Annotated in this window: 19 protein-coding genes; 4 read left to right on the top strand and 15 right to left on the bottom strand. The window is 58.7% G+C overall.

The genetic code is table 11. The annotated features are described in order from the left end of the window. Both P8O11_RS11745 and P8O11_RS11740 read right to left on the bottom strand, forming a co-directional pair. The coding region (locus P8O11_RS11745; RefSeq protein ID WP_300294380.1) for a metal ABC transporter ATP-binding protein at positions 1–418 on the bottom strand (418 nt) is incomplete at its 3' end. After that, the gene (locus P8O11_RS11740; RefSeq protein WP_300294378.1) at positions 415–912 is read right to left on the bottom strand and encodes a Fur family transcriptional regulator; all 498 of its coding nucleotides are present in this window, start codon (positions 910–912) and stop codon (positions 415–417) included. The genes P8O11_RS11745 and P8O11_RS11740, both read right to left, overlap by 4 nt. 67 nt (positions 913–979) lie before the next feature. Between P8O11_RS11740 and P8O11_RS11735 the strand changes: the two genes are divergently transcribed. Continuing rightward, positions 980–1,990: a zinc ABC transporter substrate-binding protein gene (locus tag P8O11_RS11735; protein ID WP_300294376.1), complete on the top strand. Its 1,011-nt coding sequence runs from the start codon at positions 980–982 to the stop codon at positions 1,988–1,990. Positions 1,991–2,114: 124 nt separating this feature from the next. Here the strand turns inward: P8O11_RS11735 and speB are convergent, their stop codons facing one another. The 4 genes from speB to P8O11_RS11715 form a co-directional block, all read right to left on the bottom strand. After that, positions 2,115–3,074, bottom strand: coding sequence for an agmatinase (speB, locus tag P8O11_RS11730; RefSeq protein ID WP_300294375.1), 960 nt, complete (start codon positions 3,072–3,074; stop codon positions 2,115–2,117). Then, complete coding sequence (locus tag P8O11_RS11725; RefSeq protein WP_300294374.1) at positions 3,071–3,904, bottom strand: NlpC/P60 family protein; 834 nt, start codon at positions 3,902–3,904, stop codon at positions 3,071–3,073. Before P8O11_RS11725 ends, speB begins: the two co-directional genes overlap by 4 nt. Further along, on the bottom strand, positions 3,901–5,283 hold the full coding sequence (locus tag P8O11_RS11720) for a M17 family metallopeptidase (RefSeq protein WP_300294373.1): 1,383 nt from the start codon (positions 5,281–5,283) through the stop codon (positions 3,901–3,903). Before P8O11_RS11720 ends, P8O11_RS11725 begins: the two co-directional genes overlap by 4 nt. 77 nt (positions 5,284–5,360) lie before the next feature. After that, complete coding sequence (locus P8O11_RS11715) at positions 5,361–5,741, bottom strand: hypothetical protein (RefSeq protein ID WP_089892452.1); 381 nt, start codon at positions 5,739–5,741, stop codon at positions 5,361–5,363. 156 nt (positions 5,742–5,897) lie between these two features. On the opposite strand from P8O11_RS11715, the gene P8O11_RS11710 reads away from it, so the two are divergent. From P8O11_RS11710 to P8O11_RS11700, 3 genes are all read left to right on the top strand, one after another. Then, positions 5,898–6,545, top strand: a complete 648-nt coding sequence (locus tag P8O11_RS11710; RefSeq protein WP_300294372.1) for a carbonic anhydrase — start codon at positions 5,898–5,900, stop codon at positions 6,543–6,545. A gap of 111 nt (positions 6,546–6,656) precedes the next feature. After that, positions 6,657–7,631 (top strand): sodium-dependent bicarbonate transport family permease, encoded by a 975-nt coding sequence (locus P8O11_RS11705; protein ID WP_089892454.1) that lies wholly within the window; start codon positions 6,657–6,659, stop codon positions 7,629–7,631. A gap of 3 nt (positions 7,632–7,634) precedes the next feature. Next, positions 7,635–7,946 (top strand): transcriptional regulator, encoded by a 312-nt coding sequence (locus P8O11_RS11700; protein ID WP_089892458.1) that lies wholly within the window; start codon positions 7,635–7,637, stop codon positions 7,944–7,946. 54 nt (positions 7,947–8,000) lie between these two features. On the opposite strand, the gene P8O11_RS11695 is transcribed toward P8O11_RS11700, so the two are convergent. From P8O11_RS11695 to P8O11_RS11655, 9 genes are all read right to left on the bottom strand, one after another. After that, positions 8,001–9,635, bottom strand: a complete 1,635-nt coding sequence (locus P8O11_RS11695; protein WP_300294371.1) for a DUF4139 domain-containing protein — start codon at positions 9,633–9,635, stop codon at positions 8,001–8,003. 284 nt (positions 9,636–9,919) lie between these two features. Then, the gene (locus P8O11_RS11690; RefSeq protein WP_300294370.1) at positions 9,920–10,942 is read right to left on the bottom strand and encodes an aspartate-semialdehyde dehydrogenase; all 1,023 of its coding nucleotides are present in this window, start codon (positions 10,940–10,942) and stop codon (positions 9,920–9,922) included. 153 nt (positions 10,943–11,095) lie between these two features. Further along, a complete protein-coding gene (locus P8O11_RS11685; RefSeq protein WP_300294369.1) occupies positions 11,096–12,274 on the bottom strand; it encodes an MFS transporter in 1,179 nt (392 codons plus the stop codon). 99 nt (positions 12,275–12,373) lie between these two features. Continuing rightward, positions 12,374–13,120: an SDR family oxidoreductase gene (locus P8O11_RS11680; RefSeq protein ID WP_300294368.1), complete on the bottom strand. Its 747-nt coding sequence runs from the start codon at positions 13,118–13,120 to the stop codon at positions 12,374–12,376. A 12-nt stretch (positions 13,121–13,132) separates the two neighbouring features. Continuing rightward, complete coding sequence (locus P8O11_RS11675; protein WP_300294367.1) at positions 13,133–13,912, bottom strand: hypothetical protein; 780 nt, start codon at positions 13,910–13,912, stop codon at positions 13,133–13,135. A gap of 63 nt (positions 13,913–13,975) precedes the next feature. Continuing rightward, positions 13,976–15,427, bottom strand: a complete 1,452-nt coding sequence (locus P8O11_RS11670; protein ID WP_300294366.1) for an aldehyde dehydrogenase family protein — start codon at positions 15,425–15,427, stop codon at positions 13,976–13,978. 12 nt (positions 15,428–15,439) lie between these two features. Further along, on the bottom strand, positions 15,440–17,032 hold the full coding sequence (locus P8O11_RS11665; RefSeq protein WP_300294365.1) for an ABC transporter ATP-binding protein: 1,593 nt from the start codon (positions 17,030–17,032) through the stop codon (positions 15,440–15,442). Beyond that, positions 17,029–17,844 carry an ABC transporter permease gene (locus tag P8O11_RS11660; RefSeq protein ID WP_300294363.1) on the bottom strand — a complete coding sequence of 272 codons (816 nt, stop codon included), beginning with the start codon at positions 17,842–17,844 and terminating at the stop codon, positions 17,029–17,031. Before P8O11_RS11660 ends, P8O11_RS11665 begins: the two co-directional genes overlap by 4 nt. Next, positions 17,841–18,788 (bottom strand): ABC transporter permease, encoded by a 948-nt coding sequence (locus P8O11_RS11655; protein WP_300294361.1) that lies wholly within the window; start codon positions 18,786–18,788, stop codon positions 17,841–17,843. Before P8O11_RS11655 ends, P8O11_RS11660 begins: the two co-directional genes overlap by 4 nt.

Here is an 18,788-nt window from a genome sequence, read left to right as displayed (position 1 = left end):
CATCAGGCTCCACAATCAGCGCGCGCGCCAGCAAAACCCGTTGCATCTGCCCGCCCGAAAGCCCCTCAAGACTGCGCCCCTTGAGAGCCCTCACACCAACACGCTCCAAAGCCCGCTCCGCCGCGGCCTCACTGACACGCCGTGGCACATTGAGAAAGCGGCGCACTGTCATCGGCAGGCTCGCCTCAAGCTCAAGTTTTTGCGGCACATAGCCAATCGTCAAGCCTGCCGCATGGCTGACCTCGCCGCCATCAGGCTTCAGAACCCCAGCCAACATGCGCAGTAAGGTCGATTTGCCTGAGCCGTTCGGTCCCACAATGGTCACGATCTCACTGGGATTAATCGCAATGTTCACGCCTTGCAAAACAACATCACCGCCAAAGCTCTTGGCAAGCCCGCGTGCCTCAATCAAGCTCATGCGCCCGCCTCCGGAATACATTTGGGGCAAAGCCCTTCCGCCTCGATCACCAGAGACTCAATCTGAAACCCAGCCTCTCCTGCGCTTTGGCCAAACGGCCCTTGGCTCTCTGTTTCGGCAACGCGCCCACAGTCACGGCAGATCATAAACGCTGCGTCATGCGCTCGTCCGGGGTGGGCACAAGCGACATAGGCGTTGAGCTTTTCAATACGGTGCACAAGCCCTTGCTCAACCCAAAAGCCAAGCGCACGATACGCCACAGGCGGCTTTGAGCCAAGGCCTTCCGCCGCCAGCCTTGCAAGAACATCATAAGCGCCCATCGCCTCATGCGCCTCAAGCAAGATCTCCAAGACCCGCTTGCGCACAGGCGTCAGTTGCAGCTTGCGCGCAGCACAAAGAGCCTCTGCCGCCGTCATCGAGGCCGCTTTACAACGGGTATGATCATGCGTGCCAAAGCCCATCAGAGGGGCGCGCGGCGCCTTTTTGGAATTCATATCTTGACTCATGTTGTTATGTTATAACATATCTCCACTAACGTCTACTCAAGTTTTTGGAGTCCCTATGCTAAAATATCTGATCACCACAACCGCCCTTTTCGCAACACCCCTCACCGCAGATGCCTTGCGCGTTGTCGCTGACATCCCACCCTTGCATAGCCTCACCGCCCAAGTCATGGGCGATCTCGGCACACCTGAACTCCTCACACCAGCAGGAACATCTCCCCATAATCACGCCCTGCGCCCCTCCGAGGCCGCTCGGCTGCAAAATGCTGATCTTCTGGTCTGGGTAGGCCCGCTCATGTCGCCATGGCTCGGCAACGCCAAAGCAGAAATGGCCCCCGATGCAGCCAGTATCGCGCTGATGGAAACCCCGGGCACACTGCGCCTCGACAAACGCGGCGCACATGATCACGATCACGACCATAGCGAAGAAGAGCAAACAGAAACCAAAGACAGCCACGATCATGATCATGCCGATCAGGCAGAGCATGCCGATCACGATGACCACGCAGATCATGAAAATCACGGCGATGATCACGCAGAAATGGAAACAGACAAAGTCCGAAAAGACGCCCACGTCTGGCTCAGCCCCGACAACGCCATGGCCTGGCTGCCGATCCTTGCAAAAGAGCTCGCAAAACTCGATCCAGCCAATGCAGAAACCTACCGCGCCAATGCAGCAACAGCCGTCGACGCGCTCAAGCAACAAGTCGCCACGACTGAGGCCCGCCTTGCGCCCCTTTCAGGTGGTGAATTCCTCACAGCCCATGACGCCTATCAGTATTTTCAGGCCCGCTTTGGCCTCACGTCCCACGCTGCTGTCTCAGACGCCGATGATCAGGATGCAGGTCCAGCCCATTTGCGTGCGCTGCTCACAGAAGCGCCAGATCTTGGCTGCTTTGTGATTGAACCCAGCACCCCGAAAGCAAGTGTCACATTGGTGACCGAAACATTGAATATCCCTGCCGTCACCATCGATGGCCTTGGCGCTGCTCTGCCCCTTGGCGCCGACCATTACAGCGCGTTGATGGAGCACCTCACATCAGGGTTCGAAAGCTGCCTCACACGCTGATCAGCCTTCTTCTTTTCAGAAATATCCCGGGGGAGAGGTTTCAAAAGCCCCTTGGTTTTTGAAACCGAGGGGGCAGAGCCCCCTCGCCTCAGTCGGATTTTCGCAAAGCGGAAATCCGACCCCCTCAGCCACGGCCCGCCGCGATCTGGCAGAGCATTTCAAACATGATCGACACACCGAGAAACGCCGTGCCGCCGCTTGCATCAAACGGCGGCGACACTTCAACAAGATCCGCCCCGACAATGTTCACGCCGCTCAGACCACGCACCACCTGTAACGCTTGATAGGAGTTCGGGCCGCCCACTTCGGGCGTGCCTGTTCCAGGCGCAAAGGTCGGGTCGACAAAGTCGATATCATAGCTCAAATAGGTCGCACCCGTTCCTGCAATCTCGCGCGCTTCGACCATAACGTCCTCAGGCCCACGCGCATGAAACTCCTCGATCGGGACAATCCGAATGCCCTCGGCCTTGGCAAAATCACGGTCCTCGGAGTCATACTGCGTCCCACGTATCCCAATCTGGATCACGCGCTTGGGGTCAAGCAACCCCTCCTCACAGGCCCGCCGAAATGGCGTGCCATGGGTATACATCGTCCCATCAAAATAAGAGTGAAAGAGATCGGTGTGGCTGTCAAAATGGATCATCCCGACAGGTGCTTTTTCCGCCACCGCCCGCAAGATCGGCAAGGATGAAAGATGATCTCCGCCCGCGGTCAACGGCAAGATACCAGCCGCAATCACATCCTTATAAAACGCGGTGATCCGCTGCATCGAGTCCTGAATATCCGCAGGGTTCGGCCCGACATCACCAAGATCAGCGCAGTTCATCGCCTCAAACGGACGCACTCCGCTCACGCCATGCTCCGCGCGGATCATTGTCGAAGCATCGCGCAACTGGCGCGGCCCGTGGCGTGGGCCGGGGCGGTTCGTTGTTCCGCTGTCCCAAGGCACCCCGATGATGCCCACATCGACATCCGCCCAGCGCGCGTCACCGCGCGGCAGATGCGGCAACCGCATAAATGTCGGAATGCCCGCAAAGCGTGGCAGGTCCATCCCCGACACTGGCTGAAAAAAATGATCGTTCATGTTCGCTCCTTAAGTCTCTTGCGCGCGGTCACTGCCCCGTCGCCCTGTTCTTCTATCCGCTCGATTGCGGCCAAGATCGGCTCATAAGCCACAGCCATATGATACGCATTCGCGTGCAAAAGCGTCTCGCTGTCCACAACCCAAGCGACATGCCCTTTCCAAAACAGCAAATCTCCCCGCCGAAGCGCGGCATCCTCGGCAAGCGTCTCGCCCAGCGCGGCTTGTTGCATGTCGCTGTCCCCGCCACAAGCGATCCCGCAGGCGGTGCACCCCGCCTGCACCAGACCCGAGCAATCTATCCCGAAGGACGAGTTCCCCCCCCAGAGGTAAGGCGTCCCGAGCAATCGCTCCGCCACAGTCACAGGGTCGTTCTCAGGCTCCATACCGCTCAAGTGCACCAGAGGCACAAACCCTTCAGGCACCTTCGCAAAGCCTTCCTGCTCGCGCAAAACGCGAAGACGGCTGCCCATGCTCAGGCTGGCGCGATCCGCACTTTTCATATCGGCTTGCGTATAAATATGCGTCGCCCGCGCGCTCACCACATGTGTCGCGTCACGCACTGCGCCAAGGCTCGCTTCACGCACATATCCGACATAGCCATCAAGCGCGCTCACGATATAAGCCCAGCCATCAAGCTCCTCCAAGACAGTCACAGCCTGCCCCGCCAGAAGCTGACGGTCCCGCTTGCCGTCTGGCGCACGCAACAGATCCACCACAGGCAACATCACTTGCCTGGCCTGCCCTTCTACAAATTTCTCCGCCTCGACTTGCCCCTGCAAGTGCGCAGCAGCGACTCGACCGTTGTTTGGCGTGGTGCGGCGGTCGCTCATAGCTTCAGCATCACAGGCAGCGCCTCAAGCAAGGCGCGCGCCGCCATGCCCACGCCCCCCTTGGGCCGCGCTGGCTTGGCTGCAGGGTTCCAGCCATACACATCAAAATGCGCGTAGTTTATCTCACCCGCAAAGCGCCGCAAAAAGAGCGCCGCCGTAATACAGCCCGCAAACCCCCCGCTTGGCGCATTGTCCAGATCCGCAATCCCGGGTTCAATCATCGCCTCGTAAGGCTCCCAAAACGGCAGCCGCCAAACAGGGTCTTGCGCGCGGGCGGCGCCTGCCTCCAAAGCGCTCACAAACGCGGAATCGTCGGAAAAATACGGCGCCAGATCAGGCCCGACAGCCACCCGTGCCGCGCCTGTCAACGTCGCCATAGAGATCATCAAATCTGGCGTATCCTCTGCACCAAAGCTTAGCGCATCCGCCAGCACAAGCCGCCCCTCGGCATCTGTGTTGTTGATCTCAACGGTTAGCCCCTGACGGCTCGTCAGAATGTCACCAGGTCGGAAAGCATTGCTGCTGACAGCGTTTTCCACCGCAGGAATCAACACCCGCAACTGAACCTTCAGCCCCAGCGCCATAATCATCTCAGCCAGCCCCATAACAGTGGCCGCGCCGCCCATGTCCTTTTTCATCAAGGCCATGGAGGCCCCCGGCTTGAGATTCAGCCCGCCAGTATCAAAGCATACCCCCTTGCCCACAAGCGTCAGCTTCGGGCCTATCTCTCCCCAACGCATATCAATCAGCCGTGGCGCTTGGTCGCTCGCGCGGCCCACCGTATGAATCAACGGAAAGTTTTCGTCGAGCAATGCTTCGCCGCGGATGACGTGAAACTGCGCCCCATGGGCTTGCGCCAAAGCACTCGCCGCCGCTTCAAGCGCAACAGGCCCCATGTCATTGGCTGGTGTATTGATCAGATCGCGGGTCAGCGCTTCGCCCTTGGCAATTGCCTCGATGCGCGCGGCGTCCACACCCTCAGGCGCCACAAGCTGCGCTGCAGGGGCTTTCGCCTCAGCATATCGGTCAAAAATATATTGCCCCAAAAGCCAGCCAAGCGCCTCTGTTTCAAGCTGTGCTCCCGCAAGGTCACTCACCAGCTTGTATGTCCCCCGAGGCAGCTTGGCCGCAGCCCCCGCCAAACCAAATCGCGTCCGCTTGCGTGCCGCCGCTGTCCCGTAACCCGCGATCGCGCAGAGCATACTTCCATCCGTGGCTGGGACGGTTAGCGCCTCGCCAAGTGCCGCCTCAAAGCCTGACTGCAACACCCAAGCTTTGGCCGGCGCACTCTGGCGCGCAAGCCAGCCGTCAAATGCCTCGACCTCCAAAAGATAAAGCGGAATCGCGTCGGCATCGGCTGGGGCAAATTTCAAATCCACGGGTGAGTATCCTTTGGCTGGTTTCTGACGCCAGCCTAGAGCAACTCACAAAGAAGAGCGAACCACATTCTTATATCTCAGATCGAAAGATCTTGTAACTGCCAGATTTGGGTGAGTGAGCTCTCTCCCATCCGCATCAGCCGCTGAAGCACGGCCGCCAGCGCCGTGCCATCATTGGCATCAACACAAGCCAAAACATCCCCCGCGACGCGTGCCAGCGTGCCCATTCCGATCTGCCCGGCAATCGCGCCCATAGAGCGCACAGTCTTACGCATCTCGGCAATTTGCCCACTCCGATAGAGCCTGTCTGTCTGCGCGAGTTTCACAGCCAGCTCTTCCATCGCGCGACAGACCACATCTTCAGCCGCAGAATCGCCAAGCTCCTCATAGAGCTGCTCTAGTTTCTCCGCATCAAGCTGAGCAGGCTCGCTCATCGCAAGCATCGTTACCTGTTTCATTGTCTCACCCTTTGGTTCTTGCCCCACGGCAAGCGTCAATATGGCAGGCAATCCCTCGCAATTGGTTTATCGCCAAGCGCCTTTTCTCTCGAATTCTTTGACAATGCAGACTATTCAGGACTCCAAGACAGCCCAAACGCAACGGACAAGACGATCATGCACACAACAAAACCACTGCCCCAGTATCTCGTTCAGCGTTTCCAAGGCTGGAAAGCCACCACCTATACAGAAAATGAAAGCTGGTATCGCCGCCTCGCCGATGACGGCCAGCACCCGCGCGCCATGTTGATCACATGTTGCGACAGCCGCGTGCACGCCACCTCGATCTTTGGCGCGGAGCAGGGCGAATTCTTCTTGCACCGTAACATTGCAAATCTCGTGCCGCCCTATAAGCCCGATGGCGCCCAGCACGGCACCTCCGCCGCGATCGAATACGCCGTAACCGTGCTCAAAGTCGCTCATATCATCATCATGGGTCACTCAAACTGCGGTGGCGTCGCGGGCTGCCTTGATATGTGCGCAGGCCGTGCGCCCGAACTTGATCAAAAAGAGAGCTTCGTTGGCCGCTGGATGGATATCCTGCGCCCGGGCTACGAGCGCATCAAGGACCTTCCTGAAGAAGACCAGGCCATTGCCCTCGAAAAAGAGGCTGTTCTCGTCTCTCTGCAAAATCTCAAGACCTTCCCATTCGTCGCCAACGACGTGGAAAGCGGTAAGATTTCAATTCACGGCCTCTGGCACAATATCGGCGAAGGCTCGATTGAAGAGTTTCTGTTCAAGGAAGGCAAATTCTGCAAAATCTGATTTCAAAATCAGCCCCTCGGGCAGTCACCTGACAAAAAAACTCAAGAAAACTCTTCCCTGAGCCGTTTTTTCGCTTATCTAGTTAAAAATTTGTGAAAAACGAGGGATACTATGGCCGAAATCCTAAGCTTGGCAGCCAACAATCTGCTGTCGCCCATTGTTCTATGCTTTGTCCTTGGCGTCGCCGCCTCGCTCGCAAAGTCTGATCTCTCCGTCCCTGAGGCCGCCGCCAAGGCGCTCTCGATCTACCTTCTCTTCGCCATCGGCTTTAAAGGCGGTGTCAGCGTTGCAGCCCACGGCGTCGATATGACCCTCGGCCTCAGCCTCGTCGCAGGCGTCATTCTCTCAGCGCTCCTGCCACTCCTTGCCTTCGCGCTCCTGCGCGCACTCTCAGGGCTCGACAGGCTCAACGCCGCAGCCGTGGCTGGCCACTATGGCTCGATCTCAATCGTGACATTCGTCGCAGCCACCTCGGTACTCGAAAGCAGCGGGATCGCCTCCGAAGGCTATATGGTCGCCGTCGCCGCCGCGATGGAGGCCCCCGCTATTCTCTCCGCCCTCTGGCTCATCTCGCGCGGCGAAAGTGGCCGCATGGACGCAAGCCTTTGGCGCGAAATCATGCTCAACGGCTCCATCGTGCTCTTGGTCGGCGCATTCTTCATCGGCATGATCACTGGTCAGGAAGGCTTGGATGAAATCTCAAGCTTCGTTGTCTCGCCCTTCAAAGGCGTACTCTGCCTCTTCCTGCTTGATATGGGTCTCGTCGCGGGCCGCGGCCTTGCCAAAGGCGGCAAGCTTCTCGGCTGGGGCAGTATCGCCTTCGGCGTCATCATGCCCCCCATCGGCGCAGCCCTTGGCCTGATTGCCGCGCTGATGCTCGGCCTCTCGCTTGGCGGAACAGTGCTCCTCATGACCCTCTCGGCCTCGGCAAGCTATATCGCCGTGCCCGCCGCGATGCGCGTGGCCCTGCCAGAAGCCAACCCGTCGATCTACCTCACGCTCTCTCTCGGCGTCACCTTCCCGTTCAACCTCGTGCTCGGCATCCCGCTCTATCTCGCGGTCGCCAGCTTTGTCTTCGGAGCCTGATCCATGCAAACCCACAAAGCCAAACGTGTCGAAATCACCATTGAAAAAATCATGCAGTCTCGCCTGTCGGACGCGCTGGTCAAAGCCGATGTCCACGGCTTCACAATCCTCCCCGTATATGGTGGCTCAGGCCGCTCAGGCCTCTGGGATCGCACAGGCCAAGTCGGCCGCGCCGAAGGTATGGTGCAATTCATCTGCATCGTGCGTGAAGAGCGTCTCGACGCCCTGCTCACCGCTGCCTTCAAAGTCGTGGAAAAGCACATCGGCGTTGTCAACATCACCGATTGCGAAGTCCTGCGCGCCGAGCGCTTCTAGGGGCGAGGCGTCTCTAAGCATCGGTCGGATTTGGCACAGCCAAATTCGACCGCCCTATCGCAAGACTTTCCCCTCTGGCCACTCAAGCTGATACTTTAGCGTCACAGATTGCTTGCTGCCCGCGCCCAGTTCAAACGCCCACGCCAGCACACCTTGCCTGTTGTCATAATTCTGCTCGCTCGGACGTGGGCTTGCCTGCCAGTCAATCGCAAGCTCCTCCTGCTCTGAGTAAGGCACACGGTCAAACAGCTTCACAGGCCAGCTCTGCCCCGTCAGGTTTTCCACTTCAAGGACAACCTCTTCGCTCAACTCAGTCGAGCGGCTAATCATCCCGCGATCCCCCTCGTTGCGCGTCACACTCCGCATCAAGCGCAAGCCGTCAATCGCTCCAAAGGGGATATCCGCCTCCGCGCCAGCAGGGACAACCTCATTCAAACTGCTCTGGCCCATAAAGCGCCCGTCGAGATAGAGGTTCATATAGGGCGTTGGAAAAATAAGCTCGCCCGTGTCGTTGGTGATACCCGCCATCATAAAGCCCGTGGCGTCATAGAGCGGCGCTGCAAAAGCCAGCACCTCTGCGTCTGTCTCCACAGTGCCAAGCGTAATACGCAAGCTGTCGGCGCGATTGGCCACACTTACGGGCTCTGGGTAGTCATAAGTCACAGCCAGCCCGTCATAGCTCGGCGTCGCCACAGCTGCCTCCGCCACAACCATCGGCTCCCCCGCCGCGTCCTCTTCCATGCGCGCAAGACTGTTCAGCTCGATCTGCTTGCTCTGGCGCGGCATGGCCACAGGCGGTTCCATCACCCCGCGCTGCCAGCCAAAAACCTGGTTCGGCTCGATCTGTTCGCTTGGCCGCACCGTCGAAAGCGTCAAGTTCACATCGGCCCAGTCTTCCCCCGTGCCTTGACGGATCATCGCGCCCCGCTCGATCGCCAACCGCCCCTCTTGCTTATTCAGGCGCATGTCATAGGTCGGCATCCAGCCGGCGTCATAATGCGTATAGGAAATGGTGATCACACCTTCCGCCGCACTCTCTGAACTGGCCGCAATGCTGAGCTGAACAGTCCCCTCGTCTTCGGTCTGCAGCGCTGCCAGCACCTGCTCTGCCGTCGCCAGAGCCTCACGCGCCCCCCTCAAGGACCGCTCTGCTTCATCGGCGCGAAACTTCGCATCAAAGCTCGCCTGCCGCGCCGCCAAACTCTCCTCACCGATCATCACAGCCAAGTCGCGCAGCGCGCCCGCATCCATGCCAGCGGTCTTTTCGCCCTCGCCCAGTCCCCGCAGAAAAGACACCCGCGCGTCGGCAGCCTCGCTCTCCAACCGGATCATCAAGACATCAGCCTCGCCCTTGCGCAATAGCGCCGAAAGCCGCTCCACCTCGGCCTTCGCCGCCTCGATTTCTTCGCTCACAGAGGCGTCTCGCGGCAGCACATAATCACTGCGCCCCGTGATTGCGCCCATCCGCGCGCCAGTCATTTCAACACGCACACGCGACAGGTCGGTCGAGCGCGGCAAATCCGTCAAGATAAGCTCATGCCCCCCTGCAGGCATCACATAAGGAACCCGTCGCACAATGGTAGCCCCCTGCGGATAAAGCGTGACGTCAGAGACATCACTTGTGAGCGGGATGATATCGGCCATAACAACCGAAGGAAAAAGAGACAAAACAAGAGCCGTAGCGCGCATGGGAACCTCCTAAATACCGCCCCACAAGACGCCAACACAGCCCGAGGCGCAAGCCCGGCCCCTCCATCACCTCCAAGCAGACAGCTTTCTAAGCAAGCCTCCGCCGACCGAATGTCTTTTTCTTTCCCAAAATATCCCAGGGGGTCTGGGGGACTGGTCCCCCAGCCAACTCGCGGTCTGTAGGAGCGCCCCCGCGAGCCGCTAAAAAGCGTTAAAGGGCATACCCCAAAAGGAGAAGGGCCAGCCTCTCAGCCAGCCCTCCCAAATCTCGTCTCAAAGCGCTTTTAGCCCTTTTTGAGAACCTCACGGCCCAACAGCTCGGCAATCTGAACCGCATTCAAAGCCGCGCCCTTGCGTAAGTTGTCTGACACACACCAAAGGTTCAGCCCGTTATCAATCGTGCTGTCTTGGCGAATGCGGCTGATAAAGGTCGCAAAGTCGCCGACACATTCCACAGGGCTGACATAGCCACCGTCTTCGCGTTTATCGATCACCATCACACCGGGCGATTCCCGCAAAATATCGCGCGCCTCGTCTTCGTCAAGGAAGTCCTCAAATTCGATATTGATCGCTTCGGAGTGCCCGACAAAAACAGGCACACGCACACAGGTCGCCGTCACTTTGATCGACTTATCGATGATCTTCTTGGTCTCTGCGACCATCTTCCACTCTTCTTTGGTGGAGCCGTCTTCCATAAACACATCAATGTGCGGAATGACGTTAAACGCGATCTGCTTGGTGAATTTCCTCGGCGGCTTATTGTCCGTCGGATTGTAGATGCTCTTGGTCTGGTCCCAAAGCTCGTCAATGCCTTCCTTGCCCGCACCCGAAACAGACTGATAGGTGCTCACAACAACCCGCTTGATGCGCGCGCGATCGTGCAAAGGCTTCAGCGCCACAACCATCTGCGCGGTCGAGCAGTTCGGGTTGGCGATGATGTTCTTCTTGGCATAGTCATGGATCGCCTCTGGGTTCACCTCAGGCACAATCAACGGGATCTCAGAATCATAGCGATAAAGCGAGGAGTTATCGATCACCACACAACCGGCCTTCGCAGCCTTGGGCGCATAGGTCTTTGTCGCTTCCGAGCCGACAGCAAACAATGCCATGTCCCAGCCCGCAAAATCAAACGTGTCCAGATCCGTCGTCTTCAGGGTCTTGTCGCCAAAGCTCACGTCCGTCCCGATAGAACGGCGGCTCGCCAAAACGGCGATCTTATCCACGGGAAAATGGCGCTCCGCGAGGATGTTCAGCATTTCACGACCCACATTGCCAGTGGCGCCGACGACAACAACGTTATAGCCCATCAAAAAGACTCCTTATGTCTAGGACATGGCCCCATAGCCCAGTGTGCGCCCAGAATAAAGAGCCTTAACGCGTTTCAAGCAAAACGTGCGCGCTCTGGAAGCCGATAGGCCGCCTTGGATTGTTTTTAGGCCTCAACTCTCCTGCGAAGCGCCTTAGTCGGTTCGATCCTGCGCAAAGACGTAAATAAAGAGCCCAAGTGCCACAAGGGCGCCATAAAAGACAAAAAGCGCCTGATAAGGCTCGGCAGGGCTAACAGCCCCCTCGGCCACACGCGTATAAAGCCGTCCCGTCAACATCTGCATCACACCGACCCCACCAATGGCAAAAAGGTTCATCAACGTGACCCCGCGGCCCACAAGGTGCGGCGGGAAAAACGCACGCCCATGCGCCATCATCATAGGAAAAGACGCGCCAAAAAATCCGATCATTGCAAAGATACCAACCGCGAGCCAAAGACTCTGCACCGAGACAAGCCCAAGCCAGAAACACCCCACCATCGACAGGATGTTCCCACCAAAAATCACCCATTTACGCGTGCCCAACAGGCGGTCAAGCGGCCCGTACGCAAAAGTCCCCGCAATCATCGCCGCACCCATCAAAAGCGTAACATTGCCGACAAGCCCGTCCCCTGCGCCAAAAACATCGCGGAAAAATGGCCCGATCCAAAGCCCTCGCGCCCCCGCCGCGGGCGCATATTGAAACGCCATCAGAGGAAAGACGAGCCAAAGCGCAGGCATCTTGAGCAAATCAAAAAGCGAGCCCGTCACATCGGACTGCGCCGCTTCCGGATCGCGGACAATAAAGAAAAGCCCCAGTGCTGTGAGCACGCTCACAACAGCCGTGCCGGCCACAACGGCCCGCCAGCCGAAGGCCTCTACCGCCAGCGTGGTTGGCAAAGCCGACGCAAGGTTGCCCACAGAACCAACACCCAGAATAACCGCCGCCAATGTGGCAAACACAGCCGCAGGATAGGTGCGCGCAAAGATATAGTAAGACGCCATCAAGACAGGCGAACACCCGACGCCAATCAAAAGCATCGCAATCGAGATATGCACAGGCGCACTCGCCAGAGCAAACACAGCCGCGCCGCCCCCGCCCCCGATCAACAACAAAACAGACGCTGTGCGCCGCGGCCCAACCTTGTCCAAAGCCCATCCCACAGGAATCTGCATCGCTGCAAAGGCCAAAAACCAAAGCCCCGAAGCCGTCGCCAGATCCTCAGGGCTCGCGCCGACATCGCGCTCCAGAACCTCAGTCAAAACTGCCAGAAACGCCCGATAAAACTGGCTCAACACATAAGCAAAACACAGCAAAATCAAATCAACGCGCATATCTCATGCCTTTCTAGCCCTTTTTCTTTCTAAAAATATCCCGGGGGTGTGGGGGCAGCGCCCCCACTTTGGTCGGATTCTCCGAAGGAGAATTCGAACTCAAATACACCGCCCGCCATCCACTTCCATACAGACCCCTGTGATCATGCTCGCCTCATCCGAGCACATAAAACAGGCCGCATTGCCGAGGTCTTCAGGCGTCGAAAATCGCCCAATTGGAATGGTCGAAATAAATTTTGCGCGCATCTCGGGCGTGTCCTCGCCCATGAAGCTTGCCAAGAGCGGCGTCTCCCCTGCAACAGGGTTGAGCGCATTGACCCGCACGCCATGCGGCGCCAATTCCACAGCCATCGCCTTTGTCGCCGTATTCATCCAGCCCTTGGAGGCGTTGTACCAGTTCAGGTTGGGGCGTGGGCTCACACCCGCAGTCGAGGCGATGTTCAAAATCGCCCCCGCGCGACGCTGCTTCATAAAGGGCGCAAGCTCATGCGCAAAAAGATAGACCGATTTGCAATTCACAGCAAAAACACGGTCAAACTCTTCCTCGCTCACCTCTTCCATCGGCTTGGGCAAATGGGTGACGCCAGCATTGTTCACAAGAATATCCACCTCACCAAAGACTTGTCGCGCGGTCGCGACAGTCGCAGCAACATCAGCCGACACAGCCACATTCGCCACATGTCCAAAAGACCCCTCCCCAAGCTCTTCGGCCATGCCCATGGCTCCATCGTGGTTGATATCCACAATCATCACCTGCGCGCCCTCTGCCGCAAACTTTCGCGCAATCCCTGCGCCAAAGCCGCTCGCGCCGCCCGTGACAATCGCTGTTTTTCCCTCAAGTCGCATCGCGTCTTCTCCCTATTCGCTCACCGACAAGACCAAGAGCGCCCCATGGCGCGCCTTGGGCTCCATCTTCATCACAACATCTAAAAAGAACTTACCCGCAGCACAGGCCTGCGCATTGCTGACCCTCTCAAGCCGCTCAAACGCCGCAAGCGCAGCCTTCGCCGTCGGGTCCGCCTCTGCCGCTGCGCTCAAAGCCGCTGCAATCTCCTCACTCACACGTTCCTGCATGGCTGGCGAAAGCTGCTTTGGCGCGCGCGTGGCACCCAGCTTGGCTGCCTTATACTGGATACGGTAGTATTCTTTCAAAGCAGGTGTATTGAGCCGCCCCGCCGTCTCTGCTGTCCGCCGCGCCACTTCGTTGGCAGGCAAGCGATTTTTAAAGATAAGGCCACAGTCCCGCCTGCCAAGCGCCTCGACCACAACTTGCTCGACCTTAAAGAAATAAACCAGCTCGCTGGGCGCAAGATGTCCCATCCCAAGGTCCAAAAGCGGCTGGAGCAGCCCCTGCGCCGCCTGAGCATTTTGCCAGTCGCCACGCCCTGCCGCCAATATGCGCTCTGCAATATGGTTAGCAATCTGACGGTCGCCCAGCATTCGCTTCATCTGCGCCATCGCCAAATCAAGGTTTTCCCCGGCATAGCCGCTCTGCTCAATAGACTCGCGCATCCCTGGCAAAGTTGGAATTTCACCCAAAATACGCACAATCTCTGCCTTGCTTGGCCCCTCTTGGGCAAAGCCTGTTTGCGCAACGAGCCCAAAGGCAAAAATCAGAGAAGCCAAAAACCTGCGCATCACACGCCCCATGTTATAAGGGTTTGATCATTGCCCGCCTGCGTGCCAATGGAAAGCACCAATTCAGCCATGAAACGCAGCGACAGTTTTCAGCGTGGTGAAGCCATACAGCGCTTCAAAGCCCTTCTCGCGCCCATGGCCTGACTTGCCCACACCGCCAAAGGGCAGCTCCACACCACCGCCCGCGCCGTAATTGTTGAGAAAGACCTGCCCTGCCCGAATGGCCTTCGCCAGCCGCATCTGCCGCGCGCCATTCTCCGTCCAGACAGAGGCAACAAGCCCATACTCCGTCCCGTTGGCAATCGCGACAGCCTCCGCCTCGTCCTCAAACGGGATGATCACTTGCACAGGCCCGAATATCTCGTCGCGCGCCAGCGCATGGCTGGCGTTTACCCCCGCAAACAAAGTCGGCGCAACAAAGTTTCCGCCCTCGGGTGCGTCGCTCAAAACACCTTGCGCCGCCGTCTCAAGATCCGCGCCCTGCGCCAGAAAACCGCTCACAATCCCCTTCTGCTTGGCCGAAATGAGCGGCCCCACATCCAGATCGGACATCGCCTGCCCAACCTTAAGCGCACCGTAGCGCTCGGCCATCCGCGCCGTCACCTCGTCATAAATCTTGCGCTGCACCAAAATGCGTGAAGAGGCCGAGCAGGTCTGTCCCGCGTTCTGTATCCCGGCGTTCACCAAAAACGGCAGCGCCGCGTCCAAGTCCGCGTCCTCAAAGACAAGCTGGGGACTCTTCCCGCCCAACTCCAGCGTCACTGGCTTCACATACCGCGCCGCCGCCATCTGGATCATACTCCCCGTGGCGACAGAGCCGGTGAAAGAGATGTGGTCAATCCCGTCATGCCCGCTCAAAGCTGCACCCGCCTCACTGCCAAGGCCCGGAACCACGTTCAAAACCCCGTCAGGCAGCCCCGCTTCCTTGGCGAGGTCCGCAAAGGCAAGCGCCGTAAGGCACGCGTCTTCCGCAGGCTTCAGAACGCAACAGTTCCCCGCCGCCAAAGCCGCGCCAACAGAGCGCCCAATGATCTGCATCGGATAATTCCAAGGCACAATATGCGCCGTCACCCCATGTGGCTCGCGCAGCGTGTAAACGGTGTACCCGTCGAGATAAGGGATGCTTTCCCCCATCAGCTTGTCCGCCGCACCACCATAAAACTCACAGTAGCGCGCCAGCGCCAGCGCATCGGCCCGCGCTTGCTTGAGCGGCTTGCCCACATCAAGCGCCTCAAGCCGCGCCAAAGCCTCGATACGCCCCTCCACAAGCTTGCCCAGCCGCATGAGTATCCGTCCGCGCTCCGCCGCTGGCGTCTTTGCCCAGCCGCCCTCAAAGGCCCGCCGCGCGGCGTCAATGGCTGCATCAACATCGGCCTCTTGCCCCCGCGCAATCTCGCCGATCTGCTCTCCTGTCGAGGGGTTCATCAATGGCAAGGTCTGCCCACCTGCGGGTGCGATCCACGCGCCGCCAATCAAACATTTCGCAGGGTCAAACCCCAAATCCTCAAGGCTCATATCGCTCTCCTCTCAAGCGCTGCGTTTTTTCGGAAGCTGTGGCACGGCAGCAATCAGCTCTTTTGTATAAGGATGCTGCGGACGCTCGAAAACATCCGCTGTCGCGCCCTCTTCCACAATCTCCCCCGCCTGCATAACAAGGCAGCAGTCGGTCACATTTCGCACCACACTCAAGTCATGCGAGATAAAAAGATAAGTCAGCCCGAAGCGCGCCCCGAGATCCGCGAGCAAGTCGAGTATCTGCGCTCGAATGCTCACATCCAAAGCGCTCACAGCCTCATCCAGAATGATCAGCTCAGGATTGATAATCAGCGCCCGCGCAATCGCGATGCGTTGCCTCTGCCCACCAGAAAACTCATGAATGTATTTACCCGCATCCGCCGCACTCAGGCCCACCTTCTCCAGCGCGCTGATAATAGCCATCTCTCGCGCGCGCCCCTGTGGCGCATCATCAAGCAAATGAAACGGCTCACTCACCAAACGCCCGACTTTCCAGCGCGGGTTAAAGCTCCCGTAGGGGTCTTGAAACACCACATGCATCTTGCGGCGCACGGCACGGTTGGGCCGTTTACCCGAGAAAACAGGCTCACCATCAAGCAAAATCTCGCCGCCCTGGACCTCCTCAAGCCCTAGAATGGCCCGCGTCAAAGTGCTCTTGCCGCAGCCACTTTCGCCCACAAGCCCAAGGCTCTCGCCACGCTTGATGTCAAAGCTCACGCCCTTCACCGCGCGAAAATACTGTGCCCCGCCAAAGAGGCCCGCTCGCGGCAAGGCATAATCGCGCACAACGTTCCGCACGCTGAGCAAAGGTGCTTCCAACGCATGCTCTGAGCGCGCGGGCTGATGGTCGGACGCCTCCAAAAGCGCAATCGAATAGGGGTGGCTCATGGTCTCAAAAATAGCAGGGCTTGCCCCGCTCTCCACTATCTCGCCCCGCCGCATAATCACGATCTCATCAGCCATATCAGCCACAACAGCCAAGTCGTGCGTGATCAGCAACAGCCCCATCCCGTCTTCGCGCGCCAGCCGCTTCAAGAGCCGCAAAACCTCCGCCTGCGTCGTCACATCGAGCGCCGTTGTCGGCTCATCCGCGATCAGAAGCTTCGGTTGCAAAGCAATCGCCATAGCAATCACAACCCGCTGCCTCTGCCCGCCCGAAAGCTCATGTGGATAGCGGCTCAAGGGAAAGCGCTCTTCTGGCAGCTCACAGCGGCGCAAAGCCTCGCGCGCACGCTCCATAGCCTCACGGCGGCTCACATTTTCATGGATCAGCACAGTCTCCGCCACCTGCGCGCCGATGGTCTGGATCGGGTTCAGCGCCGTCATCGGCTCCTGAAACACCATGCCAACTTCATTGCCTCTGAGGCCACACAAAGCGCCCTCTTCCAGCGTCAGCATCTCATGCCCACCAAGCGCCACACGCCCCGTCGCCACGGCCCCGTCGGGCAAAAGCTGCATCACAGCCAGCGCAGTCATAGACTTGCCCGACCCGCTCTCGCCGATCACACCCACAATCTGCCCCGCCTCCACAGAGAGCGAAACATCCCGCAAAATCTCGGTCCCGTGGATGCTCACACTCAGGTTCTCAACGCTCAAAAGGCTCATCGCTTCGCCCTCCGCAAGCGCGGGTCAAGCCAGTCGCGCAAGCCGTCGCCCATGAGGTTGAGCCCCAAAACCGTGAGCAAAATGGCAAGGCCCGGAAACACCGCCAGATGCGGCTTGAAGCTGAACATCGTCTGGCTCTCCGCCAGCATCCTGCCCCAGCTCGGCGTCGGCGGCTGCGCCCCAAGCCCGACATAGCTCAGCCCCGCTTCCGCGAGGATCCCGAGCGAAAACTGGATCGTCCCCTGCACAATCAGCAAGTTGGTCACATTCGGCAGAATATGCTCAAAGCTGATCCGCGCCAGACCCTTGCCAGAGACTCGCGCGGCCAAAACGTAATCCCGCGTCCAGAGGCTCAGGGCCGCCCCGCGTACCAGCCGCGCAAAAACAGGGATATTGAATATTCCGATGGCGATAATGGCGTTCAAGGCACTCGCGCCAAACACCGCTGTGATCATGATCGCAATGAGCAGACTCGGAAAGGCAAACACCAGATCATTGCCGCGCATGATCACCTCGTCCAGAAGCGTGCCCGTCCGCGCCGCCGCCGCAAGACCAAGCGGAACGCCAAGCAGAATCCCGATGCCCACAGCCACAACCGCCACAGCAATCGAGGTGCGCGCGCCGACCATAATCATACTGAAAATATCGCGGCCAAAATGGTCCGTGCCGAGCCAATGCGCAGCACTCGGTTCTTTCAGCTTGTTCGGAATATCAAGGCCAAGGACGTCATAAGGCGTCCAAACAAAGCTCACGAGTGCGGCGAGCACAAACACCGCCGAAAGCGCAGCCCCGATGATGAGAGACCGGTTCATGCCCTGACCCTCAAGCGCGGATCGACCACAGCATAGGCCACATCAACGAGAAAGTTCACAACAATCACGGCCAAGACCAGAAGCATCACCACGCTCTCCACCACAATCAAATCCCGCGCAGCGATCGACTGAAAGACAAGCCGCCCCAGGCCTGGCAGGAAGAAGACATTTTCAATGATAATCGCCCCCGCCATAAGAAAGGAAAACTGCAAGCCGATGATCGTCAGCACAGGAATAAGCGCATTGCGCAACGCATGCCGCCAAAGCGCTTGGCGGCGGCTCAGCCCCTTGGCCCGCGCGGTGCGGATGTAATCCTCTCCCAGCGTGTCCAAAAGCGAGCTTCGCATCACCCGCGCGAGGATACTCGCCTGTGGCAAAGCCAGCGCAATCGCAGGCAGCGTCAGGCTCTTCATCGCGGCCCCAAAGCCCGCGTCCCAGCCCGCAAATCCACCCGCGCTAAACCAGCGCAAATTGATCGCAAAGACCAGAACCATCAGCATCGCAAACCAGAAATTCGGGATCGCCACCCCAAGCTGGGTAAAGCCCATCACCAAGATGTCAGCGAGGCTCCCCCGCTTGCTCGCCGCCCAAATCCCCGCAGGAAAGGCAATCAGCGTAGAAAGCGTCAGCGCATAGACAGCCAGCGGTAGACTGATCCACATCCGCTCGCCAATCATCTCGCTCACAGGTGTGCGATAGGTGTAAGACGTGCCAAAATCGCCCCGCAGCATCCCGCCGACCCAGCCCGCATAGCGCTCAAGCAACGTCCCGTTCAGCCCGAGCTGCTCGCGCAGCGCCGCCAGCGTGTCCTCCTGCGCATTCAAGCCCAGCATATAAGCGGCAGGGTCGCCAGGCACGACCTCAACAAAAAGAAAGATCACAATAGAGGCCACAACAAGCGAAATGATGAGCGAAATCAAGCGCTTTGCCACAAATCTCAGCAT

This window comes from Lentibacter sp. (genome assembly GCF_029254145.1).
GTDB lineage: Bacteria > Pseudomonadota > Alphaproteobacteria > Rhodobacterales > Rhodobacteraceae > Lentibacter.
This window is presented reverse-complemented; position numbering and strand designations above follow the sequence as displayed.